The sequence below is a fragment of the Stieleria sp. JC731 genome, from assembly GCF_020966635.1.
Lineage (GTDB): Bacteria > Planctomycetota > Planctomycetia > Pirellulales > Pirellulaceae > Stieleria.
The window spans coordinates 228,264-248,526 of record NZ_JAJKFQ010000011.1 but is presented as its reverse complement, the minus strand read 5'-3'; the positions used below and the strand labels follow the sequence as shown (position 1 = coordinate 248,526).

General features: G+C 54.6%; 14 protein-coding genes. 7 read left to right on the top strand and 7 right to left on the bottom strand.

Translation table 11 applies throughout. The features are described 5' to 3' along the window. Nucleotides 1-34: 34 nt before the first annotated feature. Nucleotides 35-1,768, top strand: coding sequence for an arylsulfatase (locus LOC67_RS17985; protein ID WP_230264055.1), 1,734 nt, complete (start codon nt 35-37; stop codon nt 1,766-1,768). 367 nt (nt 1,769-2,135) lie between these two features. Here the strand turns inward: LOC67_RS17985 and LOC67_RS17980 are convergent, their stop codons facing one another. Next, a complete protein-coding gene (locus LOC67_RS17980; RefSeq protein WP_230264054.1) occupies nt 2,136-2,825 on the bottom strand; it encodes a zinc metallopeptidase in 690 nt (229 codons plus the stop codon). A gap of 731 nt (nt 2,826-3,556) precedes the next feature. Between LOC67_RS17980 and groES the strand changes: the two genes are divergently transcribed. Both groES and groL read left to right on the top strand, forming a co-directional pair. Then, nucleotides 3,557-3,874 carry a co-chaperone GroES gene (groES, locus tag LOC67_RS17975; RefSeq protein ID WP_230264053.1) on the top strand — a complete coding sequence of 106 codons (318 nt, stop codon included), beginning with the start codon at nt 3,557-3,559 and terminating at the stop codon, nt 3,872-3,874. Between the two features lie 77 nt (nt 3,875-3,951). Then, nucleotides 3,952-5,568: a chaperonin GroEL gene (gene groL, locus LOC67_RS17970; protein ID WP_230264051.1), complete on the top strand. Its 1,617-nt coding sequence runs from the start codon at nt 3,952-3,954 to the stop codon at nt 5,566-5,568. Nucleotides 5,569-6,610: 1,042 nt separating this feature from the next. Here groL and LOC67_RS17965 read toward each other — a convergent pair. The 3 genes from LOC67_RS17965 to LOC67_RS17955 are packed head-to-tail and all read right to left on the bottom strand — an operon-like array spanning nt 6,611 to nt 9,409. Next, nucleotides 6,611-7,174: a rhomboid family intramembrane serine protease gene (locus tag LOC67_RS17965; protein WP_230264049.1), complete on the bottom strand. Its 564-nt coding sequence runs from the start codon at nt 7,172-7,174 to the stop codon at nt 6,611-6,613. Between the two features lie 43 nt (nt 7,175-7,217). Continuing rightward, on the bottom strand, nt 7,218-8,480 hold the full coding sequence (locus tag LOC67_RS17960) for a 3-dehydroquinate synthase (RefSeq protein ID WP_230264048.1): 1,263 nt from the start codon (nt 8,478-8,480) through the stop codon (nt 7,218-7,220). Beyond that, nucleotides 8,480-9,409 (bottom strand): alpha/beta hydrolase, encoded by a 930-nt coding sequence (locus tag LOC67_RS17955; RefSeq protein WP_230264047.1) that lies wholly within the window; start codon nt 9,407-9,409, stop codon nt 8,480-8,482. Before LOC67_RS17955 ends, LOC67_RS17960 begins: the two co-directional genes overlap by 1 nt. Before the next feature lie 424 nt (nt 9,410-9,833). On the opposite strand from LOC67_RS17955, the gene LOC67_RS17950 reads away from it, so the two are divergent. Next, on the top strand, nt 9,834-12,845 hold the full coding sequence (locus LOC67_RS17950; protein ID WP_230264046.1) for a DUF11 domain-containing protein: 3,012 nt from the start codon (nt 9,834-9,836) through the stop codon (nt 12,843-12,845). Nucleotides 12,846-12,938: 93 nt separating this feature from the next. On the opposite strand, the gene LOC67_RS17945 is transcribed toward LOC67_RS17950, so the two are convergent. Next, on the bottom strand, nt 12,939-13,985 hold the full coding sequence (locus LOC67_RS17945; protein ID WP_230264045.1) for an AAA family ATPase: 1,047 nt from the start codon (nt 13,983-13,985) through the stop codon (nt 12,939-12,941). Nucleotides 13,986-14,400: 415 nt separating this feature from the next. Here LOC67_RS17945 and LOC67_RS17940 point away from each other — a divergent pair, with 415 nt between their 5' ends. The 3 genes from LOC67_RS17940 (at nt 14,401) to xseA (ending at nt 18,491) form a co-directional block, all read left to right on the top strand. Next, entirely contained in the window at nt 14,401-16,221 is a 1,821-nt protein-coding gene (locus LOC67_RS17940) for an ATP-binding protein (protein ID WP_230264044.1), read from the top strand. A 153-nt stretch (nt 16,222-16,374) separates the two neighbouring features. After that, complete coding sequence (dapF, locus tag LOC67_RS17935; RefSeq protein WP_230264043.1) at nt 16,375-17,223, top strand: diaminopimelate epimerase; 849 nt, start codon at nt 16,375-16,377, stop codon at nt 17,221-17,223. 11 nt (nt 17,224-17,234) lie between these two features. Next, nucleotides 17,235-18,491 carry an exodeoxyribonuclease VII large subunit gene (gene xseA, locus LOC67_RS17930; protein ID WP_230264041.1) on the top strand — a complete coding sequence of 419 codons (1,257 nt, stop codon included), beginning with the start codon at nt 17,235-17,237 and terminating at the stop codon, nt 18,489-18,491. A 182-nt stretch (nt 18,492-18,673) separates the two neighbouring features. On the opposite strand, the gene xerC is transcribed toward xseA, so the two are convergent. Next, a complete protein-coding gene (gene xerC / locus LOC67_RS17925; protein WP_230264039.1) occupies nt 18,674-19,576 on the bottom strand; it encodes a tyrosine recombinase XerC in 903 nt (300 codons plus the stop codon). A 51-nt stretch (nt 19,577-19,627) separates the two neighbouring features. Beyond that, nucleotides 19,628-19,954: a hypothetical protein gene (locus tag LOC67_RS17920; protein WP_230264037.1), complete on the bottom strand. Its 327-nt coding sequence runs from the start codon at nt 19,952-19,954 to the stop codon at nt 19,628-19,630. Nucleotides 19,955-20,263 lie beyond the last annotated feature (309 nt).

The following is a 20,263-nucleotide window of genomic DNA, read 5'->3' as shown; positions in this document are numbered from 1 at the left end:
TTGATAGCCCAATCCGATCGACCAACAGATACCGATGAGACAACTCAATAATAACGCAGCCAAGCTGTGCTGCTTCCTGTTTTTACTCGGCGGCAGCTTTCTACTCGGCTGCACCAATGCCCATGCTGCCGAACGACCGAACATTATTTGGATCATGTCGGATGACATGGGATTCTCTGACATCGGTTGCTATGGAAGCGAGATCAACACACCGGTGATCGACGGACTGGCATCCAACGGAATCCGTTTTACACAGTTTTACAATACCGCGCGTTGCTGCCCGACTCGCGCGAGCCTTTTGACGGGGCTCTATCCGCACCAAGCCGGTATCGGCCACATGATGAACGATCGTGGGCACGACGGCTATCGGGGCGACCTGAACCGCAATTGCGTCACCATCGCCGAAGTCCTGAAACCGGCCGGGTATCGAACATATATCAGTGGCAAATGGCACGTCACCAAAACAACGCGACCACTGACCCAATCGGATAAGCACAACTGGCCGTTACAACGAGGCTTTGATCGCTTCTACGGAACCATCCACGGCGCGGGAAGCTTTTACGATCCCAACACTTTGACCCGAGACAACGAATTCATCTCTCCGTATAGCGATCCAGAATACGGCAAAGACGACTTTCCCAACGGACAGTACTACTACACCGATGCGATTTCCGATCACGCGTCTCGCTTTATCCGTGAACACCATTTCGATCACGGCGAAGCCCCGTTCTTTATGTACGTCAGCTTTACTGCGGCTCACTGGCCAATGCATGCCCTGGAAAAAGACATCGAGAAATACGAAGGCAAATATGACGAAGGCTATGACGCAATTCGAAAAGCCCGCTACCAAAAAATGATCGAGCTTGGCCTGATCACCCCCGATTCAACGGAGCTGTTTCCGATTGAGGAAAATGCGAAACAAACGGAGTTTTGGGAATGGGACAAACGCAATATGGAAGTCTACGCCGCGATGATCGACTCGATGGATCAAGGCATCGGCCGCATCGTTGAATCGCTCAAAGAGACCGGCCAGTTTGAAAACACCGTCATCTGTTTCTTTCAAGACAACGGTGGCTGCGCAGAAAACTACGGACGTGGCGGAAACGGTACGCCACGAGCCGACTCACCCAGCCTTTCTCCACTTGCCGATTCATTTCTGCAACCAGACATGCAACCCAAGCAGACTCGTGACGGCTATCCGGTACGCACAGGTAAAGGCGTCATGGCTGGACCGCCTGACACCTATATCGGCTACGGCAAAGCGTGGGCGACGGTTTCAAATACGCCGTTTCGTCAGTTCAAGCACTTCACCCACGAAGGCGGAATCTCGACGCCACTGATCGTGCATTGGCCCGACGGATTGAAACGTCACGGTGAATTGGAAAGGACTCCCGGTCACTTGGTTGACCTAATGGCCACGGCTGTCGAACTGTCAGGTGCCGACTACCCAGCGACCGCACACGATGGCCAATCCATCAAGCCAATGGAAGGCAAAAGCTTGGTTCCAACGTTCAAGGGCGACACCATCAAACGCGACGCTATCTACTGGGAACACGAAGGCAACCGAGCCATACGATCAGGCGATTGGAAGCTGGTTGCCAAAGGTGCCAAGGGACAATGGGAACTGTACAACATCGCCCAGGATCGCAGCGAGCAAAAAGACCTTTCCGATCAGCACCCTGAAATCGCTAAGCAACTTTCAGAGAAGTGGCAAGCGTATGCCGAACGAGCAAACGTGTTGCCGCTGAACCCAAAGAATCCCAAGTAGCGATTGATGATCGTACCGGCAACAGAAAAGGCGGCTGTGATTTCCACAGTCGCCTTAAAGGCAACTAACGCTTTGTTCAAGCTCGATTTTAGGATTAGCCGTATGGCGTTAGCCACGGTTTCAATGCAATAACCGGGGCTAACGCCCGTCGGCTGATGCCCCGAACCCGTATTCTCATTTGATTAGCCGTATGGCGTTAGCCACGGTTTCAGTGCAATAACCGGTGCTAACGCCCGTCGGCTGATGACCCGAACTCGTATTCTCATTTGATTAGCCGTGTGGCGTTAGCCACGGTTTCAGTGCAATAACCGGTGCTAACGCTCATCGGCTGATGACCCGAACCCGTATTTTCGTATGGAACGAAGCACTAACGTCTGTCGCCCATAAAACGGAGCACAAAGTAAAGCAGTGTCATGACGGCCTGCAGTGTCCCAGCCACATAGGTGAGCGCGGCCGCGTTTAGCACTTTGGCAACATAGCGTTCTTCATTGGCGGAGATAATGTTGTCCTCCACCATGTGACGTCGCGCACGGTTACTGGCATCAAACTCCACCGGCAAGTTAACGAGCTGAAAGAACACGACGCATCCGAACAACACGATCCCTGCGAGCAACAAAATTCGCCCAAGCGGGACCGCAGAAAGCAGAAGCCCAATCGACGCCAACGTTACCCCGATGCTACTGCCGAAGTTTGCAGCCGGAACCGCAGCGTTGCGAATGGTCAGAGGTGCATAGTTTTTTGCGTCTTGAAATGCGTGTCCTGCTTCGTGGCAGGCCACACCGACGGCAGCCATTGAACGCTGACCATAAACGCTATCACTCAGTCGCAGCACTTTGCTCCGCGGATCGTAGTGGTCGCTTAAATGTCCGGAGACACGTTCGATACCGACTTGTTGCAAACCCGCCGCATCAAGCATCTCTCGCGCTGCTTGGGCGCCTGTCATCCGAGCGGGAACCTGCGACATCGATTGGAACGTCGATTTGACTCGCCACTGAGCAAACATTGCCAGCAGCAGTGGTGGTATGGCAAACAGAAAATAGAGTGGGTCGTAGATCATCTTCGTTGATCACTAGATGGAATTGGATCGTTGATGTTTGTAGTTAAGCAAACGTGTCAGAGAAGGCAGACGACGTTATTCGCATCAGCGAGTGCAATCTTTGGACCAAAACAACAGGCGTTTGCCGCCATTTGTAAACACGAACTTCCAGCCCGCCTTCGCACTTCCAACCCGCCTTCGCAGCGCGGTGGCCCGCTGGTCGTCAAAGCGGGTGGGCTGAGCCGGTGAGCGGACAGCCCCATGGACTCCGATTGGCCGGTCGTAACGATGCTGGTGAATGCCCTGCCATTTTGTCGAGCGGGCCGTTCCCCCCGAAGTTGCCTTCCGAGTCGCACGTCCCGCATGGCTGCCACGGTGTGTCAGCTATCGATTGTGATAAATGGCACACCGAATTCCAAAAGGCCTGGGATTTCCAAAAACACCGCAAATCACCGGCTCGTCGGCTATTCCAGAGATCTCAATCGCGACCAGGCACACTGAACTGGCACAGCGTTTGCTCTCCCGCACCGCTGATGAATCGAACTGTCATCTTGGCGCCTCCACTGTAGGGTTGCTGCCAAGGCACAGGGAGCGGAAAATCGCGGTCCAGCCCGATCGGGACCTGCCCGGTACGGAGCCAAGCGATTAGCCCCCCAAAGACAGCGTTTCCGATACGGCAGATCATCTGTCGCAGTGAAACATAAGACACTGTCAGTCACATTCCCCGCACTTTACAGAAGGTATCCGCAACCATGGCGACTGCCACCAAGAAAAAGGCATCCGTTCGTCTTCAACCGATTGGCGAACGCATTGTGGTCCAGCGAGAGGAGAGCGAATCGACAACCGCTGGCGGCATCGTTCTGCCTGATTCCGCAAAAGAAAAGCCAGCCCGCGGAACGGTTGTCGCCGTTGGCACTGGAAAGCTATTGGACGATGGTAGCCGTAGCGAAAGCCAACTGTCAGAAGGCGACAACGTCCTATTCAGCAGCTACGCAGGCGAAACCGTTGAAGTTGACGGTGCCGAGTACTTGCTGATGCGTGAAGACGACGTTTTGGCAGTCGTCGAGTAGTCACGCCTGTCGGCGTTGACGCCCGACGGACAACCAAAACGAACAATCCCTCAAACAACCTATCAAGCTAATATTCCATGGCAAAAATCATTGCATTTGACCAGGAAGCACGCGAAGCGATTCGCCGCGGTGTTTCCAAATTGGCTCGAACTGTCAAAGTTACCCTGGGCCCAAAAGGCCGCAACGTCATCCTTCAAAAGAGCTTTGGCAGCCCAACGGTTACCAAAGACGGTGTCACCGTTGCGAAAGAAGTCGATCTTGAAGACCCCTATGAAAACATGGGTGCTCGGATGGTTCGCGAAGTGGCCAGCAAAACCAGCGACGTTGCTGGTGACGGTACCACGACCGCAACCGTCATGGCCGAAGCAATCTTCAACGAAGGCCTTAAGGCAGTTGTCGCTGGTGTGAACCCGATCCAAATGAAAGAAGGGATCGAAAGCGCCGTTAGCGACATCACCGCCAAACTGCACTCGATGGCCACCAAGGTCAAAGACAAGTCGGCAATGGCTGACGTCGCGACCATCGCCAGCAACAACGACCGCGAAATCGGTGAACTGTTGGCTGACGCGATGAGCAAGGTCGGCAAAGACGGTGTGATCACTGTCGACGAAGGCAAGAGCCTGCAGACCGAACAAGAGTGGGTCGAAGGGATGCAGTTCGATCGCGGCTACCTGTCGCCTTACTTCGTCACCGACAGCACCAGCATGGAATGCGTTCTTGAAGACGCTTACATCCTGGTCTTCGAAAAGAAAATCAGCAGCATCAAGGACATGGTTCCGATGCTGGAAAAGGTTGTCCAACAAGGCAAGCCTTTGTTGATCATCGCCGAAGACGTCGATGGTGAAGCACTCGCGACCCTCGTGATCAACCGCCTGCGTGGCACGTTCAACATCTGCGCTGTTAAAGCACCTGGCTACGGCGATCGCCGTAAAGCCATGATGGAAGACATCGCGATTCTGACCGGTGGCCAAGCGATCTTCGATGCTTTGGGCATCAAACTGGAAAGCGTTGACCTGCCACAATTGGGCCGCGCCAAGAAGGTCATCGTCGACAAAGACAACACGACCGTCATCGAAGGTGCCGGCAAGAGCAGCGACATCAAAGCTCGTATCGACCAAATCCGCCGCGAAATCGAAAACAGCACCAGCGATTACGATCGCGAAAAGCTGGAAGAGCGTTTGGCAAAGTTGGCCGGTGGTGTTGCCAAAGTTAACGTTGGCGCCGCGACCGAAAGCGAGATGAAGGAAAAGAAGGCTCGCGTCGAAGACGCCCTTCACGCAACCCGTGCCGCTGTCGAAGAAGGCATCCTTCCTGGTGGTGGTGTCGCGCTGCTGCGAGCTAGCGCTAGCGTCAAGCCTTCGGACGACCTAAGCGACGACCAAAAGGTTGGCTACAACATCGTCCTTCGCGCCTGCCGCGCTCCGTTGCACATGATCTCGACCAACGCCGGTCAAGACGGTGGTATCGTCTGCGAGAAAGTCGCTGCGATGAAAGGCAACGGTGGTTACAACGCGTTGACCGACACATACGAAGACCTTGTCAAAGCCGGCGTCATCGACCCGACCAAGGTTACCCGTACCGCTCTTGGAAACGCAGCCAGCGTCGCAACTCTATTGCTAACCAGCGACGCATTGATCGCTGAAAAGCCAAAAGATGGTGCCAAAGGACACGGCGGCGATCACGACATGTACTAAGACTACATTTCGTCATCCAACAAAATCAAAGACGCCCGGAGCAAAACTGTTCCGGGCGTTTTTTTATTTGTCAGCTGCCAAACATCACGGCGGAGCGTGATGGGTACTCTTTTTGTACCCGTCACGCTCCGTCGTGACGCGAGTCTCATTGCTAGCTTGCTCAATTCAACTTTCACCGAAGATGTTTTGGCACTCTTAGCTTACATCCGTTAAGCTCGCTGTCCTCATCAAAAATCTCTTCAGAAATTGACTATCAGCGGCAGCCATTCCAATGGACGAACTGCATTGCTTTGACCCCGACCAGCCGGTCTCGATTGTTGATCGAAAATTGCCGCATTGGAGTCAACCAGGCGTCGTCTGTTTTATCACCTTTCGAACACATGATTCCCTGCCGGCGGAAACGATTCATCATTTCCAGGAAGAGAGAGCCTCATGGTTGATGAACCACGGAATTGATTGGCGTAAGTGTGATTGGCAGACGCAGCTCAAGCGTCTGAGTCGTCAGACGCAACGCGAATTCCATCGAACGTTTTCACGTCGCTGGCATGAGAATCTCGATCGCTGTTGCGGCCAATGTCGACTGGCGGCGGAGGAGAACACACAGGATGTTCGCGAGAGCCTTTTACACTTTGATGAGAAGCGATACATCTTGAGTAACTTTGTGATCATGCCGAATCACGTTCACTTATTGGTTGCAATGAAAGATGAATATTCAATGCATTTCACAATGCGAATCGTGGAAGCACTACACCGCTCGCCTGATCAATCGAAGATGTGTGACTCGAGGGCGGTTTTGGCAACAAGATGGTTTTGATCACTTGGTTCGTAGTCCGCAGCAGTTCGAGTATTTGCGAACTTATATCGAAAACAATCCGAGTCGGGCGAATTTGAAATTAAACCGGTTTGCGCATTACCGGCGTCCGGGTTAACGAATCGGTTGCTGGCATCACGGCGGAGCGTGATGGGTACTCCTTTTGTACCCGTCACGCTCCGCCGTGACGTCTCTCTCTCTTTGTATCCGTGACGCCCCTCCGCACTCTCTTCACCTCTTTCCCTTTCGCTGCTCCAATCGATGCTCGGCGAATGCGGCGGCGATGCCACCTAGCAACCCAGTGAGATGACCATCCCACGACACACCGTTACCGAGTGGCAAAACTCCCCATAACAATGTGCCGCCGAAGAGGATGCCGACAACGATCGCGACCGCAACGGAGACCAATCGCTTGTGCAAAAATCCGCTGGTAATCAGCAGGCCAATCAATCCAAACACCAATCCGCTCGCACCGACGTGCGTCGCGTGACGACCAAGCATCCACAACAAACTACCGCCAAACAATGCCGTCATCCCAATGACGGGCCACGGGTTGCGACGAGTCCAACTGACGATGAACAGCAACAATGCCAGCGAGATTGTGTTGCGGAATAAATGAACCATTCCTCCATGCAGTAGCGGCATCGTCAAAATCCCAAGCAGCCCCGAAGGCGTGCGCGGGACCAATCCCCAAACATTCAGATCGTAGGGAATCGTTGCGTCCACGATTCGAATCAGCCACATCGCCAATAAGAGAACGCCGATCAAATACGCGTTGCGATGTTCGTCTTGCATCCCTGATTCGATGGCTCGAGTTATCCACCAATCGGCAGGCCGATCATCGAACAGACAATGCGTCAACTTCCTGACGCAGCATCTCGATCGCCTTTGCCATCGCCGTAGTATCAATTTCGTGAACGTTGACGCTATCTCCAACGCCACGCAACATCGTAATCGTCAATCGTCCGCCAAGATGTTGACGGAACTCCTCGAGACCTCCCAACAAGCGATCCAGAGGCGACAACGAGTCATGCCAAAGCGGTAACCCCATCGCCGACAAACAACGACAGGTTCGTCGCACGTCACCGAGCGGAAACCCAAGCTTGAGGTGCGAGTAGAAACAGTCGATTGCGACACCGATCCCGACAGCTTCCCCGTGACGAATTTCGTAATTCGTGATCGGTTCCAGCTTATGCGCCGACCAATGTCCGAAATCCAACGGACGTGCTTCGAGCATCTCAAACGGGTCGCCACCTTCGGTAATGTGTCGAAGGTGCAAGCGGCAACTGACCGCGATCGCTCGCGTGGCGATATCCATATCGCGACCACGAATTCCTTCTGCGTTTTCACATAGCCAGTCGAATTCTTGGCGACTCTTTAGCAACGAAACTTTGACCGATTCACTGAAACCGCTGTAGAAGTCTCGATCGGATAGCGATTCAAGCAGCGCGGCGTCATTGATGACCGCCCAGGGGACACTAAAGGTTCCGACCCAGTTCTTCTTGCCAAAATAATTGATGGCGTTTTTAACACCGACACCACTGTCACCTTGGGCCAATGTGGTGGTCGGGATCCTGACCAGCCGAATGCCACGATGAGCGATCGCAGTCGCATAGCCGACCGCATCCAAAAAGGCGCCGCCGCCAATGGCAATGACATAGCTACGGCGATCAAGATCATGGTCGTTGATCCTGGAAAGCACCGCCTCGACACCGTCGGAACCGTTCTTGATCGCTTCACCACCCTCGAGGAGCATCGCGTGTTCGACCAAGCTGACTTCGGGACTTCCGTCCAAGCGATCGGCGATCTCCTGAACATGATCGCTCGAGGTCGCGACGGCGCGTTCGGCAATCAACAAGACCTTCGCCGGCCCCGCTCCACCTGGCGACAGCACATCCAAAAGGACGTCGAAGTCGTCACCGGAAAGTTCCAACGTCGTTCTAACACGATGGACGAACGGAACCGAGAAGGAGACATCCTCGTTCAATGCGTCATCGACGGCAGATGGAATCGCGCGTTCGCCACCAGCCACCGAGTCACTGGGAAGCCGCGGCGAATCGAGTTCTGAATCTGTTCTGGCCAAATCGTTTTGTCGTATCATTAGGGCTTCTGTTCCTGCCATCCCCGCCACAACCAACGCAGCGAATCGGGGAAGATCGCACCACCATGATTTCCGTTGTGAGCTCCGGTGCCGAATACCAGTTTGTAGTCGTAGCCAGCGAACTCAAGGGCTTTTGCCATCTGTTTGTTGGCAAGCGGCCAATTTCCGTGCTGATTATCCAAATCATTTTCGCCATCCTGCAAAAAGACTCGCAGAGGCTTTGCTTCAGTTTTGCGGATCAGGGCAGGGTAGTTGTGACCACCCCGGATATTAACAAAGCTGCCGATGTGGCTGAGCACCTTGCGAAATTGATCGGGACGATGCCAAGCGACTGAAAAAGCACAAATCCCGCCCGAACTGTTCCCACAAATGGCTCTAAGTTCAGGGTTGTCTGTGATGACATAATCTTTTTCCACTTCGGGCAAGATTTCGGTCAACAAAAATTCAGCGTAATCACCGTTCATCGAATCGTATTCGACAGCCCGATTCTCAGGCCGAGGACGCCAACCGCGAGTCTCCGGAAGCTCACTGAGGTATCCCGGGTCGATCATCACAGCGATCGTCACGGGCATCTCGCCACTCGCGATCAAATTGTCAAATACGACCGGCAAACGAAAATCGCCAGTTTTGCCTTCAAATGCGTGACCGTCCTGGAACACCATCAATGCTGCTTGTGTTTTGCCGTCATATTGCTGGGGGACATAAACGCTGTAGCGACGCTTGGTTCCTGGAAACACTTTGCTTTCAAGCCACACGTGCTGAGTGACCTTGCCATGGGGAACCGAGTCACGGATTTGGGAATCCGGCCCGTGCTCATATCTCTCAGGCTCATTCCCTTGCGAAAAGCCAACTTGGGGAAGGGAAACCAGAGCTGCAAGGAAAAGCAACAACTGTGGCAGAGGCCACCGGAATGACGGTGCGACTTTCATGCGATTGTGGAGGAGGAGGGAGTGGGCGGCAAAAACCGCGGAGGGTCTCTACATGATAGCAAGGAACCCGCTGAACCGAAACGAATGGCAGCTCACAAGCGGGGTATTCTGCAAATACTGCAACCCCTCATTGTGCTCCAACTTTCCCCTACCGCCAACAATCTGTATCAGCAACCACTTGCCCGGCCCCAGAGGTCCCGTCCCCAAAGTTCCCTCGCTGCAACGATCTTGCACGGCTGGTTATGGGCAGAAGAACGCGAGTTCGAAGTCGGTAATTGATCCAGAATCATGCCCCACGACCGGCAGTCCTGCAGGAAACGCGATCGGTTGACCAGCAACCGCACTTTCCATCTAAGCTGACTTTTTGCTAAGCCAACATTTCAAGAAGGACCAGGACGGTTTTTTCACCAACGGATTGTGACCCATGAAAGCGTTTGGCGTTCGACTCGCCGCAGGTGTAGTGACGATTTTGACGGGAGCCATTATGGCTGCCCAATCGCAAAAAGAGAAACTCGCGGCTACAGAATCGGCGTGGACCGAAGAAAGCATCCCCCCAGCTAAACCAGTGATGCCGGTTGGGTTATCGGATCTCGCATCGGATGAAAATCAGTCCGATTCCAATAACTTCGCCGATTCACAGCAACTGGTCAGTGCGGACCCGGATGAAGCTTCAGCGCTAAAACCGTTTAGTGCTGACGATCAGGATCCTGGAAACGATCGCTCCGTCCGCTTGGTGCAGCACACCGAAACGGTTCAATCGGCCGGCCCATCGAGCGTGATGGGATTGCCGAACGAGCTGCCGTCATCATCTGCGTCAGCCCCATCGATGTCTTCTGGACCGACGATGGAGCTACCTTCGTTTGATGAAGTCCCACCGATGGATTCAAGCAACGTACCGCCTGCACCACAGTTTGCAGACGCGCGCTTGCAAGCTCCGCCAGTGGAGTACGACAACGAAGGTGATGCGGCTTCCGCCGATGCCGGTCAAGGCCCAGGCTTTGCCGTCGGCATGCTCGGCCAAGCACGGATGTCTTCGATTCAAATCGCTGACACGCCTAACGCGCAAGCTGCTCCCAACGTCGATCCATCGCAACAGCCAGTCAACGACTTGCGTTCCGGCGGACCAGCCACCGATACTGCGTTCGCAGGAAGCCCGAAATACGCGGGAACGATCAGCAACACCGGAATACCAAACGATTCAAATCAGGGCTTTGATTCCCCCGCCTCGATGAATGGCTACGGCGGGTCCGAGTATCACAACGAAGCGGACTTTGCACCTATCGAAACACCTGGATTGGCTGATACCGCGAACGCGGCCTCGGCACAACCATCGTCGATGCTGGCACCGGTCCTGCCCGGCAACGAAAATCAAGCGATCCGCCTTGCCGAAGCCCCCGCAAGCACAATTCGTATCAATCGCGACTCTGGCTTCAACCCCGCGATGAATTCGCAGCAGAACCATGCTTCGTCTGCAACGATCGGATTTGCATCGGCACCGAAAATCGTCGGCGGCACCGATGGTAGCGATGTCGAATACGCACAAACCGCGGGACAATTCGAAATTCCTTCCGAAGGCCTCCCTGCTGGTAACATGCCACCGGCCAACGCGATGGCATCACCACGATCGACAGCCACACCCGATTTTGCGTTGCCGGCCCAAGGTTACCCGAACCCAAGCTCCCCAGGACAAGGCTTTTCAGCCGAGCAACCAAACAACGGCGCCGCTGCGGGCCAATCACCAATGTCCTATGGCATGGGTGACATCAATCCACAGAACCCTTCATTGCAAGGCTCCCCAAGCCAGGGAATGCCGATGCAAAACAATGCGGCATCGAATGGCTTCGATGCTCCCAATATGCGGATGAGCACACCGCAAACGGCGACGATTGGTGGCAGTTCGATGCCATCAGAAATGCCGTCTGGCTATGCGAACGCACAACCGTTGCCGCCATTGCCGTCGACCAATCCAGCGAACAGTTCGGTTTATCATCCCGCAGGCTTCAAACGTCAGCAGGACATGGCGCAGAATGTCTCCGGCGCGACGATGGCCTCTCCTGGCGGGCGCAATCTGGACGGACCACAAGCTCCGTCGGTCGTCATTGAAAAACGGGCCCCACAGGAAGTCAAAGTTGGTAAGCCAGCGTCATTCGTGATCACGGTCCGCAATGTCGGAAATGCCAAAGCATTGAATGTCCAAGTGTTTGACCAAGTTCCGACGGGCACCGTCCTAACCGATGCGACACCCACACCTAGCCCGAAATATCAGCCCGAGCTGTACTGGGAACTCGGTGATTTGGAAGCAGGACAAGAACGCACGATTACGCTTCAGTTGACTCCACAACAGGAAGGTGAACTCGGTAGCGTTGCGAGAGTCGCGTTCCAAGCGGCCGCAGGCGTTCGCACCGTTAGCACACGTCCGGAACTGAAGGTCATCCAACGTGCACCTGAAGAAGTACTGATCGGACAACAGCTCGAAATTGAACTCGAAGTCAGCAACCCAGGTAGCGGTGAAGCGACCGGCGTGCTGCTGCAAGAAGACGTACCGGAAGGTTTAAGCCACCCAGCTGGTAAGCAGCTCGACAACATGATCGGAGCGCTTCGTCCGGGTGAAGTTCGTCGACAAATTCTTCGCATGAAGGCTGTCAAAGCCGGCATGATTCAGAACACGATCCGCGTCAAAGGCGACGACGGATTGGAGACGACACACACGGTCGCGGTCAACGTCATCGCACCAGACTTGCAACTGTCGCTGGCGGGTCCGTCGCGACGTTACTTGGAACGCCAAGCGACGTACGAATTGCGAATCGACAATGTTGGAACCGCGCCCGCGGACAACGTTGACTTGAGCATGCAACTGGATCGTGGATTCACGTTTGTCAAAACGAACTACGAAGGCCAATACGACCCGGCACGCCACGCGGTGTTCTGGTCACTTGAAAAACTTCCTGCTGGCGAATGGGGCAAAGTCGAAGTCACATTGCTGCCGGTCGAAGAAGGAAACCGAGTCCTACGCAGCGAAGCTCGTGCGGACCTCGGACAGCAAACCGTGGCCGAATCACAAGTCGTCGTCGACTCGCTTGCCGAGCTGACGTTCTCGATCGCCGACACGGCGGATCCGATCGAAGTCGGCGGAGTCACCACGTACGAAATTCGCGTGACCAACACCGGATCGCGAGACGACAACAACGTCAACGTCGCTGTTCAGCTGCCGCCGCAAATGCAGATTGCCGAACAGGGTGACTTCACCAGCCAAGGTAACGGCGTGATCACATTCGCACCGCGAGCGTTGCTCAAAGCGAATGACGAAGTTGTTTACCAACTCAAAGTCAAAGGCGGTGCCCCCGGACGTCACCTGATCAAAGCGATCGTTGCCAGCGATCAGTCGGCCGTTCAGGTGGCCAAAGAAGAAAGCACGATGGTTTACGCCGATCGATAGCCTTCGCAAACGCTAAAGCCTGCTACTCGGCTAGCTAAATAGCTTCAAGAAACGCCCGTCAGATTCAATGACGGGCGTTTTTTGTTGACTGACTCAAAGAGCCGAAGCTTTCTTTGGCGACAGATCTTTGATCAACCTGCGGATCAAATCGTCACAGGTAATACCATCCGCTTCGGCCGTAAATGTCGGAACGATGCGGTGTCTTAGAACCGGCAACGCTAATGTTTGAACGTCTTCGATCGTCACCTGCGGGCGTCCGTGCATGAGCGCACGCGACTTGGCAGCCAAGACAAGTTGCTGGCTTGCCCGAGGGCCTGGCCCCCATTCGACAAGGTCTTTTGCCCAAGAAGCACACTGCGGATCAGATGGGCGGACAGCGCGGACGGCATCTAATACCCAGTCTTTGACGTGGGGGGGCAGGGGAACGCGGCGAACGGTTCGCTGGAACGCGACGATCTGCTCTCCCGTTACCACAGCCTTGACTTCGGCATCAAACGTTGACGTGGTTCGATCTACGATCTCGGCTTCTTCGTCCCGAGTCGGATAGTCCACGACGACATGAAAAAGGAAGCGGTCACGCTGTGCTTCGGGCAGGGGATACGTGCCTTCCTGTTCGATCGGGTTCTGCGTCGCGAGCACAAAGAACGGCTCGGTCAGCGAATAGGTTTTTCCGCCGGCCGTCACTTCGTGCTCCTGCATCGCTTCCAACAGAGCCGCCTGTGTTTTTGGTGGCGTGCGGTTGATTTCGTCTGCCAACAGCATTTGCGTGAAGATCGGTCCACGCTCGAAAAGAAGTTTTCGGCGTCCAGTTTCGGGGTCTTCTTGGATGATGTCCGTGCCGGTGATGTCACCGGGCATCAAGTCAGGCGTAAACTGGATTCGATGAAAATCCAAATGCATCGACTGTGCTAGCGTGCGGATCATCAGGGTCTTTGCCAAACCCGGTACGCCTTCGAGTAGACAATGGCCTCGCGACAGAATCGCGATCAACAACTGCTCGACAACTTCGTTTTGCCCGACGACCACACGTGCGACTTGGTCCCGAATCGCTTTACAAGACTTGACCAATTCGGACGCCAGTTCGGCGTCATTGGGTTCCGGTTGCGAAGGGTTTTGTTCGAGCGGTGGCGGCTGAACCATTCGGTTCTCCTAAAGCGGATTTACAGCGGATGGAAATACGTGGGCATCTGGCCAACGGTGGTCTATTGTAAATTGTCCGCCCAACGTTGGCGCATGTGCCGCCACGAAACTTCACAACTCTTTTCAAGCCATTCGCAGGACTTATTTGCAGACCTTCATCGCGGGCGGTCAAATCGATGTGGCAAGCGGACAAACGGGGCGATTGCGTTCGATCTATCATGGTGGTCGCTGATACAAACCACTCCTGGCTGCCAACCTGATCCCCCCTGACCTTGTGGCCCATTAAAATGTTCTCCGGTAAATTGTGGCCCAACGCAGCGAGACTGGTGTCGAACCTCTCTCCCTCGCCGCAATCTGCCTCGCATTTGTGCAAGCGGGGTTAAGCAAAGCTACCCAGATGTTTATCTTTTGAGGCATGGCATCTTTATACGTCGTCCGAGGTCGTGACCAGGGAAAGCATTTTGTGCTTGCAGGGCCCGTCGTGCGCATCGGGCGTGACACGCATAACGATGTGCAATTGCTTGATGGCGAGGCCTCGCGGAACCACGCGGAAATTCGCATCGAGTCCAACGGCGTTTGCACACTGATCGATTTAAACAGCAGCAACGGCACGCAGGTCAACGGGCACACCGTTGGCGAGCAAAGGCTGGCAAGCGGCGACCGAATCGAAATCGGCGGCACGTTATTGATCTTTACCGGGACCGGACAACCGACTGCGGTCGAAGCGGCACATGGAGTCGACATTGTTCGACATGGTGGTGCTGCCGATGCCAGCCGAATCGTGTCCTCTTTTGTTCGCCCGACTTCGCGTCCAGGCGTGATCCCGTTCCGAAGCGACTCGGCGTCCGATGTTGTCGCGGAAGCTTCCCCGCCCTTTGAAACTGCCGTTTCGGATAAATCGGATGACCCGATCGAAGGTTCCATCAGCACGCTCACCGACACGGACCGTTCGCTGGAAGTCATGTACCTGACCGCCCTGGCGGTTGGACGTACAGATGATTTGGACGAGCTGCTCGATCGGATCCTGCAATTGGTTTTTGACTGGGTTGATGCGGACCGCGGCTGCATCATGTTGCGTGATGCAGAAACGAGCGAGCTGCGACCTGCGGCACGTTGCGATCGTCAAACCGATGGTGGCCAGAAGCACGAAGCCCCGATCAGCATCAGCAGCACGATTTTAGACTATGTCTTGGAACGTGCCGAAGGCGTCCGCACAAGCGATGCCAGTGACGATGCGCGTTTCGACGCGGCCGCATCCATTGTCCAAGGCGGCGTTCGTGAAGCCTTATGTGTTCCGCTGCAAGGACGATACGACATTGTCGGTGCGTTATACATCGACACGTACACTTCACCCGGCCAGATCGTCCGCCGTGGGACCACACACCGTTTTACCGATGAACACCTGCGGTTGATCACCGCGATTGGGCATCAAGCGGCGCTGGCGATCGAAGATACTTTTTACTATTCCGCGTTGCTACAAAGTGAACGTCTCGCCGCGATGGGACAAGCGATCGCGACGCTTTCACACCATGTCAAAAACATCTTGCAAGGCATTCGTGGCGGAAGCTTTCTGATCGAATCCGGTCTCAAGCACGAGGACACGGACGCCGTTAAACGTGGCTGGACGATCGTCGACCGGAACCAAGATCGCATTTCGAATCTAGTCCTCGACATGCTGACGTTCTCAAAAGAACGGGAGCCGCAAAAAGTCGAAGCAGACCTAAACGAAACGATCCAGGATGTCGCCGAGCTGATGCAAACTCGCGCCAAAGAATCCGATGTCCTGCTGGAAACGTTCTTAGCCGAGGAGTTGCCGGAAGCCTTCTTTGATCCTGATGCTCTGCACCAAGCGATCTTGAATCTAGTGACCAACGCGATCGATGCGGTCAAAGAGCAACAAAAACAGTCCGACGCTCCCTCGGACGACGATGAGCTACAAGGCAAAGTCGCGGTGATGTCGAACTACGACCCCAACTTGGGTTGGATCGTCGATGTCGTCGACAACGGCCCCGGCATCGCGGAAGACGATCGCCAAAAAGTGTTTTCGCTGTTCGAGTCTAAAAAAGGTGCCCGAGGAACGGGGCTGGGACTACCCGTCAGCGCAAAAATCCTGAAAGAACACGGCGGTGATTTGACTATCGTTGATTCCCCCACCGGTGCCGGCTGCTGCTTCCGAATGACGTTGCCGACGACGCAGCAGCCTGCCACCGAAAAGGACGCCGCTGAAACGCCGTAAATAGTCGCAGGTGGCGTTCATTGACCGGCCGATCAATGCTCCAGCAGCGAACCAATGCACCACTCGGCGTGTCAATCATCTCGCGGCCTGATCTGCAGGCAGCTTCTCGTCGGCATCTTTTAAGCCCACGTTCCTTTGCATAGCATGTTGCGCATGAACATTACAAAGATGCATGGCGCCGGAAACGACTACGTTTACATTGACTGCTTTTCCCAGGCAGTACCGGAAAACCTCCCCGAACTTGCCCAAAAGATCTCTCACCGCCACTTCGGAGTTGGCGGAGACGGACTGGTGCTGATCCGTCCAAGCGAGGTCGCTGATGCTCGCATGCAGATGTTCAATGCCGACGGTAGTGAAAGCGAAATGTGCGGCAATGCAATCCGCTGCGTCGCCAAATTCATTTATGACCACGGAATCAACTCCTCGAAATCGCTGAACATCGAAACCGGTGCGGGCATTCTGAAACTTGACTGCGAAACCGACGATGATGGCCTGGTATCGCAGGTCACCGTCGACATGGGACCACCCGAATTGGTCGGGCCAAAAGTTCCCACAACGATCTCCGGCGATGAACAAGGTCATGTCATCGATGTCCCAGTCGAGTTTGCCGGTCAGACATTTAAGGTGACCTGTGTCTCGATGGGAAATCCCCACTGCGTAATCTTTGTTCCCGAGGCGACTGACGAGTTGGTGCTGGGCTTGGGACCAAAAATCGAGACCGATCCGCGTTTTCCGAATCGGATCAACGTGGAATTCGTCGAAGTGATTTCGCCAACCGAAGTCCGACAGCGAACCTGGGAACGTGGATCCGGCGAAACCTGGGCCTGCGGTACCGGGGCGTCCGCCGTCTGTGTTGCAGGTGTCCTTTCCGGTCGAACCGAACGACAGATTTTGAATCACCTGCTCGGTGGCGACCTGACATTGCGTTGGGACGAAACGTCTGGCCATGTCATCAAGACCGGGCCCGCGACAGAAATCTTCTCCGGTCAATGGAACGGCTGAGCTAAACAGTTTTGAGCGACCGCACCGAATTTGAAGATAGTGGACCGAACCAAGCGATCTCGGTCAGCGAACTGAACCACCACTTGAAAGCGGTGGTCGAAGGAACCTTCCCGCCGATGTGGGTCGCCGGTGAAGTTTCCGATGTGTCCAAACCTCGTAGCGGTCACATCTATTTCACGCTGAAAGATGATGACTCGCAAATTCGCGCGGTCATGTGGCGAAGCATGGCGTCGACGCTTCGTTTTCAAATCGAAAACGGCCAATCGCTTTTATGCTTCGGCGGGCTGGAGGTCTACACCGTTCGTGGTACCTACCAAATCGTTGTCCGCAAGGTCGAGGCACAAGGTGTCGGTGCGTTACAAGCGGCTTTCGAGAAACTTAAAGTCAAGCTTAACAACGAAGGACTTTTCTCGCTCGAACGCAAACAGCCACTTCCGGCTCACCCGCGACGGATCGGGTTGATCACCAGCCCCAGTGGCGCCGCCGTCCACGATTTCCTCGTCTCGGCACGACGTCGGATGTTGGATGCCGAGATTTTTGTGATCCCGGCGCAGGTTCAAGGCCCCGGTGCAGCGGAAACGATCCAGCGCGGCTTGAAAGCCGCGGCAATGATCAGGCCGAAACTGGAAGTTGTCGTCGTCACCCGCGGTGGCGGCAGCTTAGAAGACCTTTGGACGTTTAACGAAGAGCGTGTTGTACGTGCGATCGCCGAATGTCCGATCCCAACGGTCTCTGCTGTCGGTCACGAAGTCGACGTCACCCTGGCAGACTTGGCCGCGGACATGCGTGCGTTGACCCCAACCGATGCGGCCACTCGTGTCTTCCCAGACCGATCCGCGACGGTCGGTCGAGTCCAAGAGCTCGAAACGAGAATGCATCGCGCGATCGCACAGCAGTTGCAACACAAACGGTTAATGCTCACCAACTTGCAACGCCACCCGGCTTTGGCCAAGCCGATGGAAATGGTTCACTTGCGATCTCGGATGCTAGACGAACTTGATCAGCGTGCCAAAAATGCCATCGGCAGAAAAGTCGACAAGTCAAAAGCTGCTGTTGGCCAGTTAGCCGCAACCCTTTCCGCTTTGTCGCCTTTGTCAACACTGGCACGGGGTTATAGCGTGACATTGGATGACGAAAGCCAAGCGGTGCAGGACGCGTCCAAACTGGCTATCGGTGACACGATCCGAACCGTCTTGAGCAATGGAGAGCTACGATCGACGATTTCGGAAATCATTCCGCCGAACGACGAAATGGAAACAGGGGTTTAGTGTTTCGTTCCAACTCGATTTTAGGATTAGCCGTATGGCGTTAGCCACGGTTTCAGTGCGATAACCGGGCTAACGTCCTTTGGCTGATGACCCGAACCCGTATTCTCATATGGAACGAAGCAATAGGCGAAGGCTAGGGCATCTTCGCGTGATCACAGGCGTGTTTTTATTCCGCCCTCTTTTTAGACTGCCCTCGGGTGAGCCTTTTCATAGACCTGCAGCAGGCTCGCAGCGCTAACGTGCGTGTAGATTTGCGTTGTTGCCAAGCTTTTGTGACCGAGCAACTCTTGAACGCTGCGAATGTCAGCCCCTCGGTCCAGCAGATGTGTCGCAAAGGAATGACGGAGCGTGTGAGGGCTCGTTCTTGAATCCAGCCCGGCGATCGCAAGGTGCTTTTCCAACATCCGACCGATGCTTCGTGTTGTCAGTCCGTTGCCGAACCGATTGACAAAGACCGGTGCTTTGCGTCCCAAGGCGTTCGCTTCTGGACTGCGTTCGCGTTTGCCTGAATACGCCTGAATCGCTTTGATCGCGAACGACCCTAGAGGGCAAATTCGCTCTTTGCGCCCTTTACCACGTACACGCACGATCCCTTCGGCCATATCCAGATCGCCGTCTTGCAGCCCGACAAGCTCGCTTACCCGAAGCCCTGCGGAATACATCGTTTCCAAGATCGCTCGATCGCGTAGCCCGTCGGCCTTATCAGCAGGCGGCGCCAGCAGCAGACGACCGATCTCATCGTCAGTCAGCACGTGAGGCAACTTCCGTTGTCGACGTGGATTGCGAAGTGGTTTTGCCGGATTACTGTTCGCGATACCCTCTCGCATCGCAAACTTATAGAAGCTTCTTAATGCGGCCAACTTTCGAGCGATGCTTGTGCGAGCGTATTCGGCTTGTTGTAGTGCCGACTGAAAGGCTCGCAAATCCTGCGGGGTTAATTGAGCAGGGTGGGGAACACGACCGTGTGTCGCTTCAAGCCATTCGACGAACGAAAAGAGATCTTCGCGATAGGATTTGATCGTCAACTCACTCGCGTTGCGTTCGTTGACCAAATAACGCAAGAACTGTGCAATGGCCGAGTTCATCGAATCCTTTCTATGCGAACCTGTCGTCGGAAAAGAGCTTGCGCGCCTCGATTATTTGAAATCTTCGAGCGATAGATTATCCAACTCGTTGTCGATCATCAGATCATCATCGGTTGGGACCGCATCACGAATTTTGCGGCTTAGCATTGCGGCGTCGTACCAAGAAAAATCCAATTCTGGGTTGGCCGCATAGCGAGCCAACTGTCGAAGGGTTTGATCGCGATTAGCGTCATCAAATAGGAAGATGAATTTTTCTTCCCCTTTGACTAGAGCCAGAACGTTGATTTCTTTGTCCATGAAAAGTATCGCCAGAGGCAAGACGACAATCGGTAAAGTTCGCCACAGGATCAGTACTAAGGTTGCGTCGTGCCAATGCATTTCGCGAACCGCGTTGATCCCGATACAAACGCTATCGGCAGAGCGACCCGCCCGCGATAAGAACCGTTGTGTGCATCACTGCACGAGGCTCAACCTCCCCAGGTCTGTTCGCTACGAAAGATAGGGATTCCGGAATCACAACATTCGTCACAATCGATCAAGTCAACGACAAGAGATCACTTATGCCGCTTGTCGAAGCTTCGATATCAAACGGTGACCGGTTCAAGGGTACCCCCAAAAAAGAAAAGCAACGCCCGGTTCACGGACGTTGCTTTGTGCGTTTTCCCTATCGATCGCTCATCCACTGTG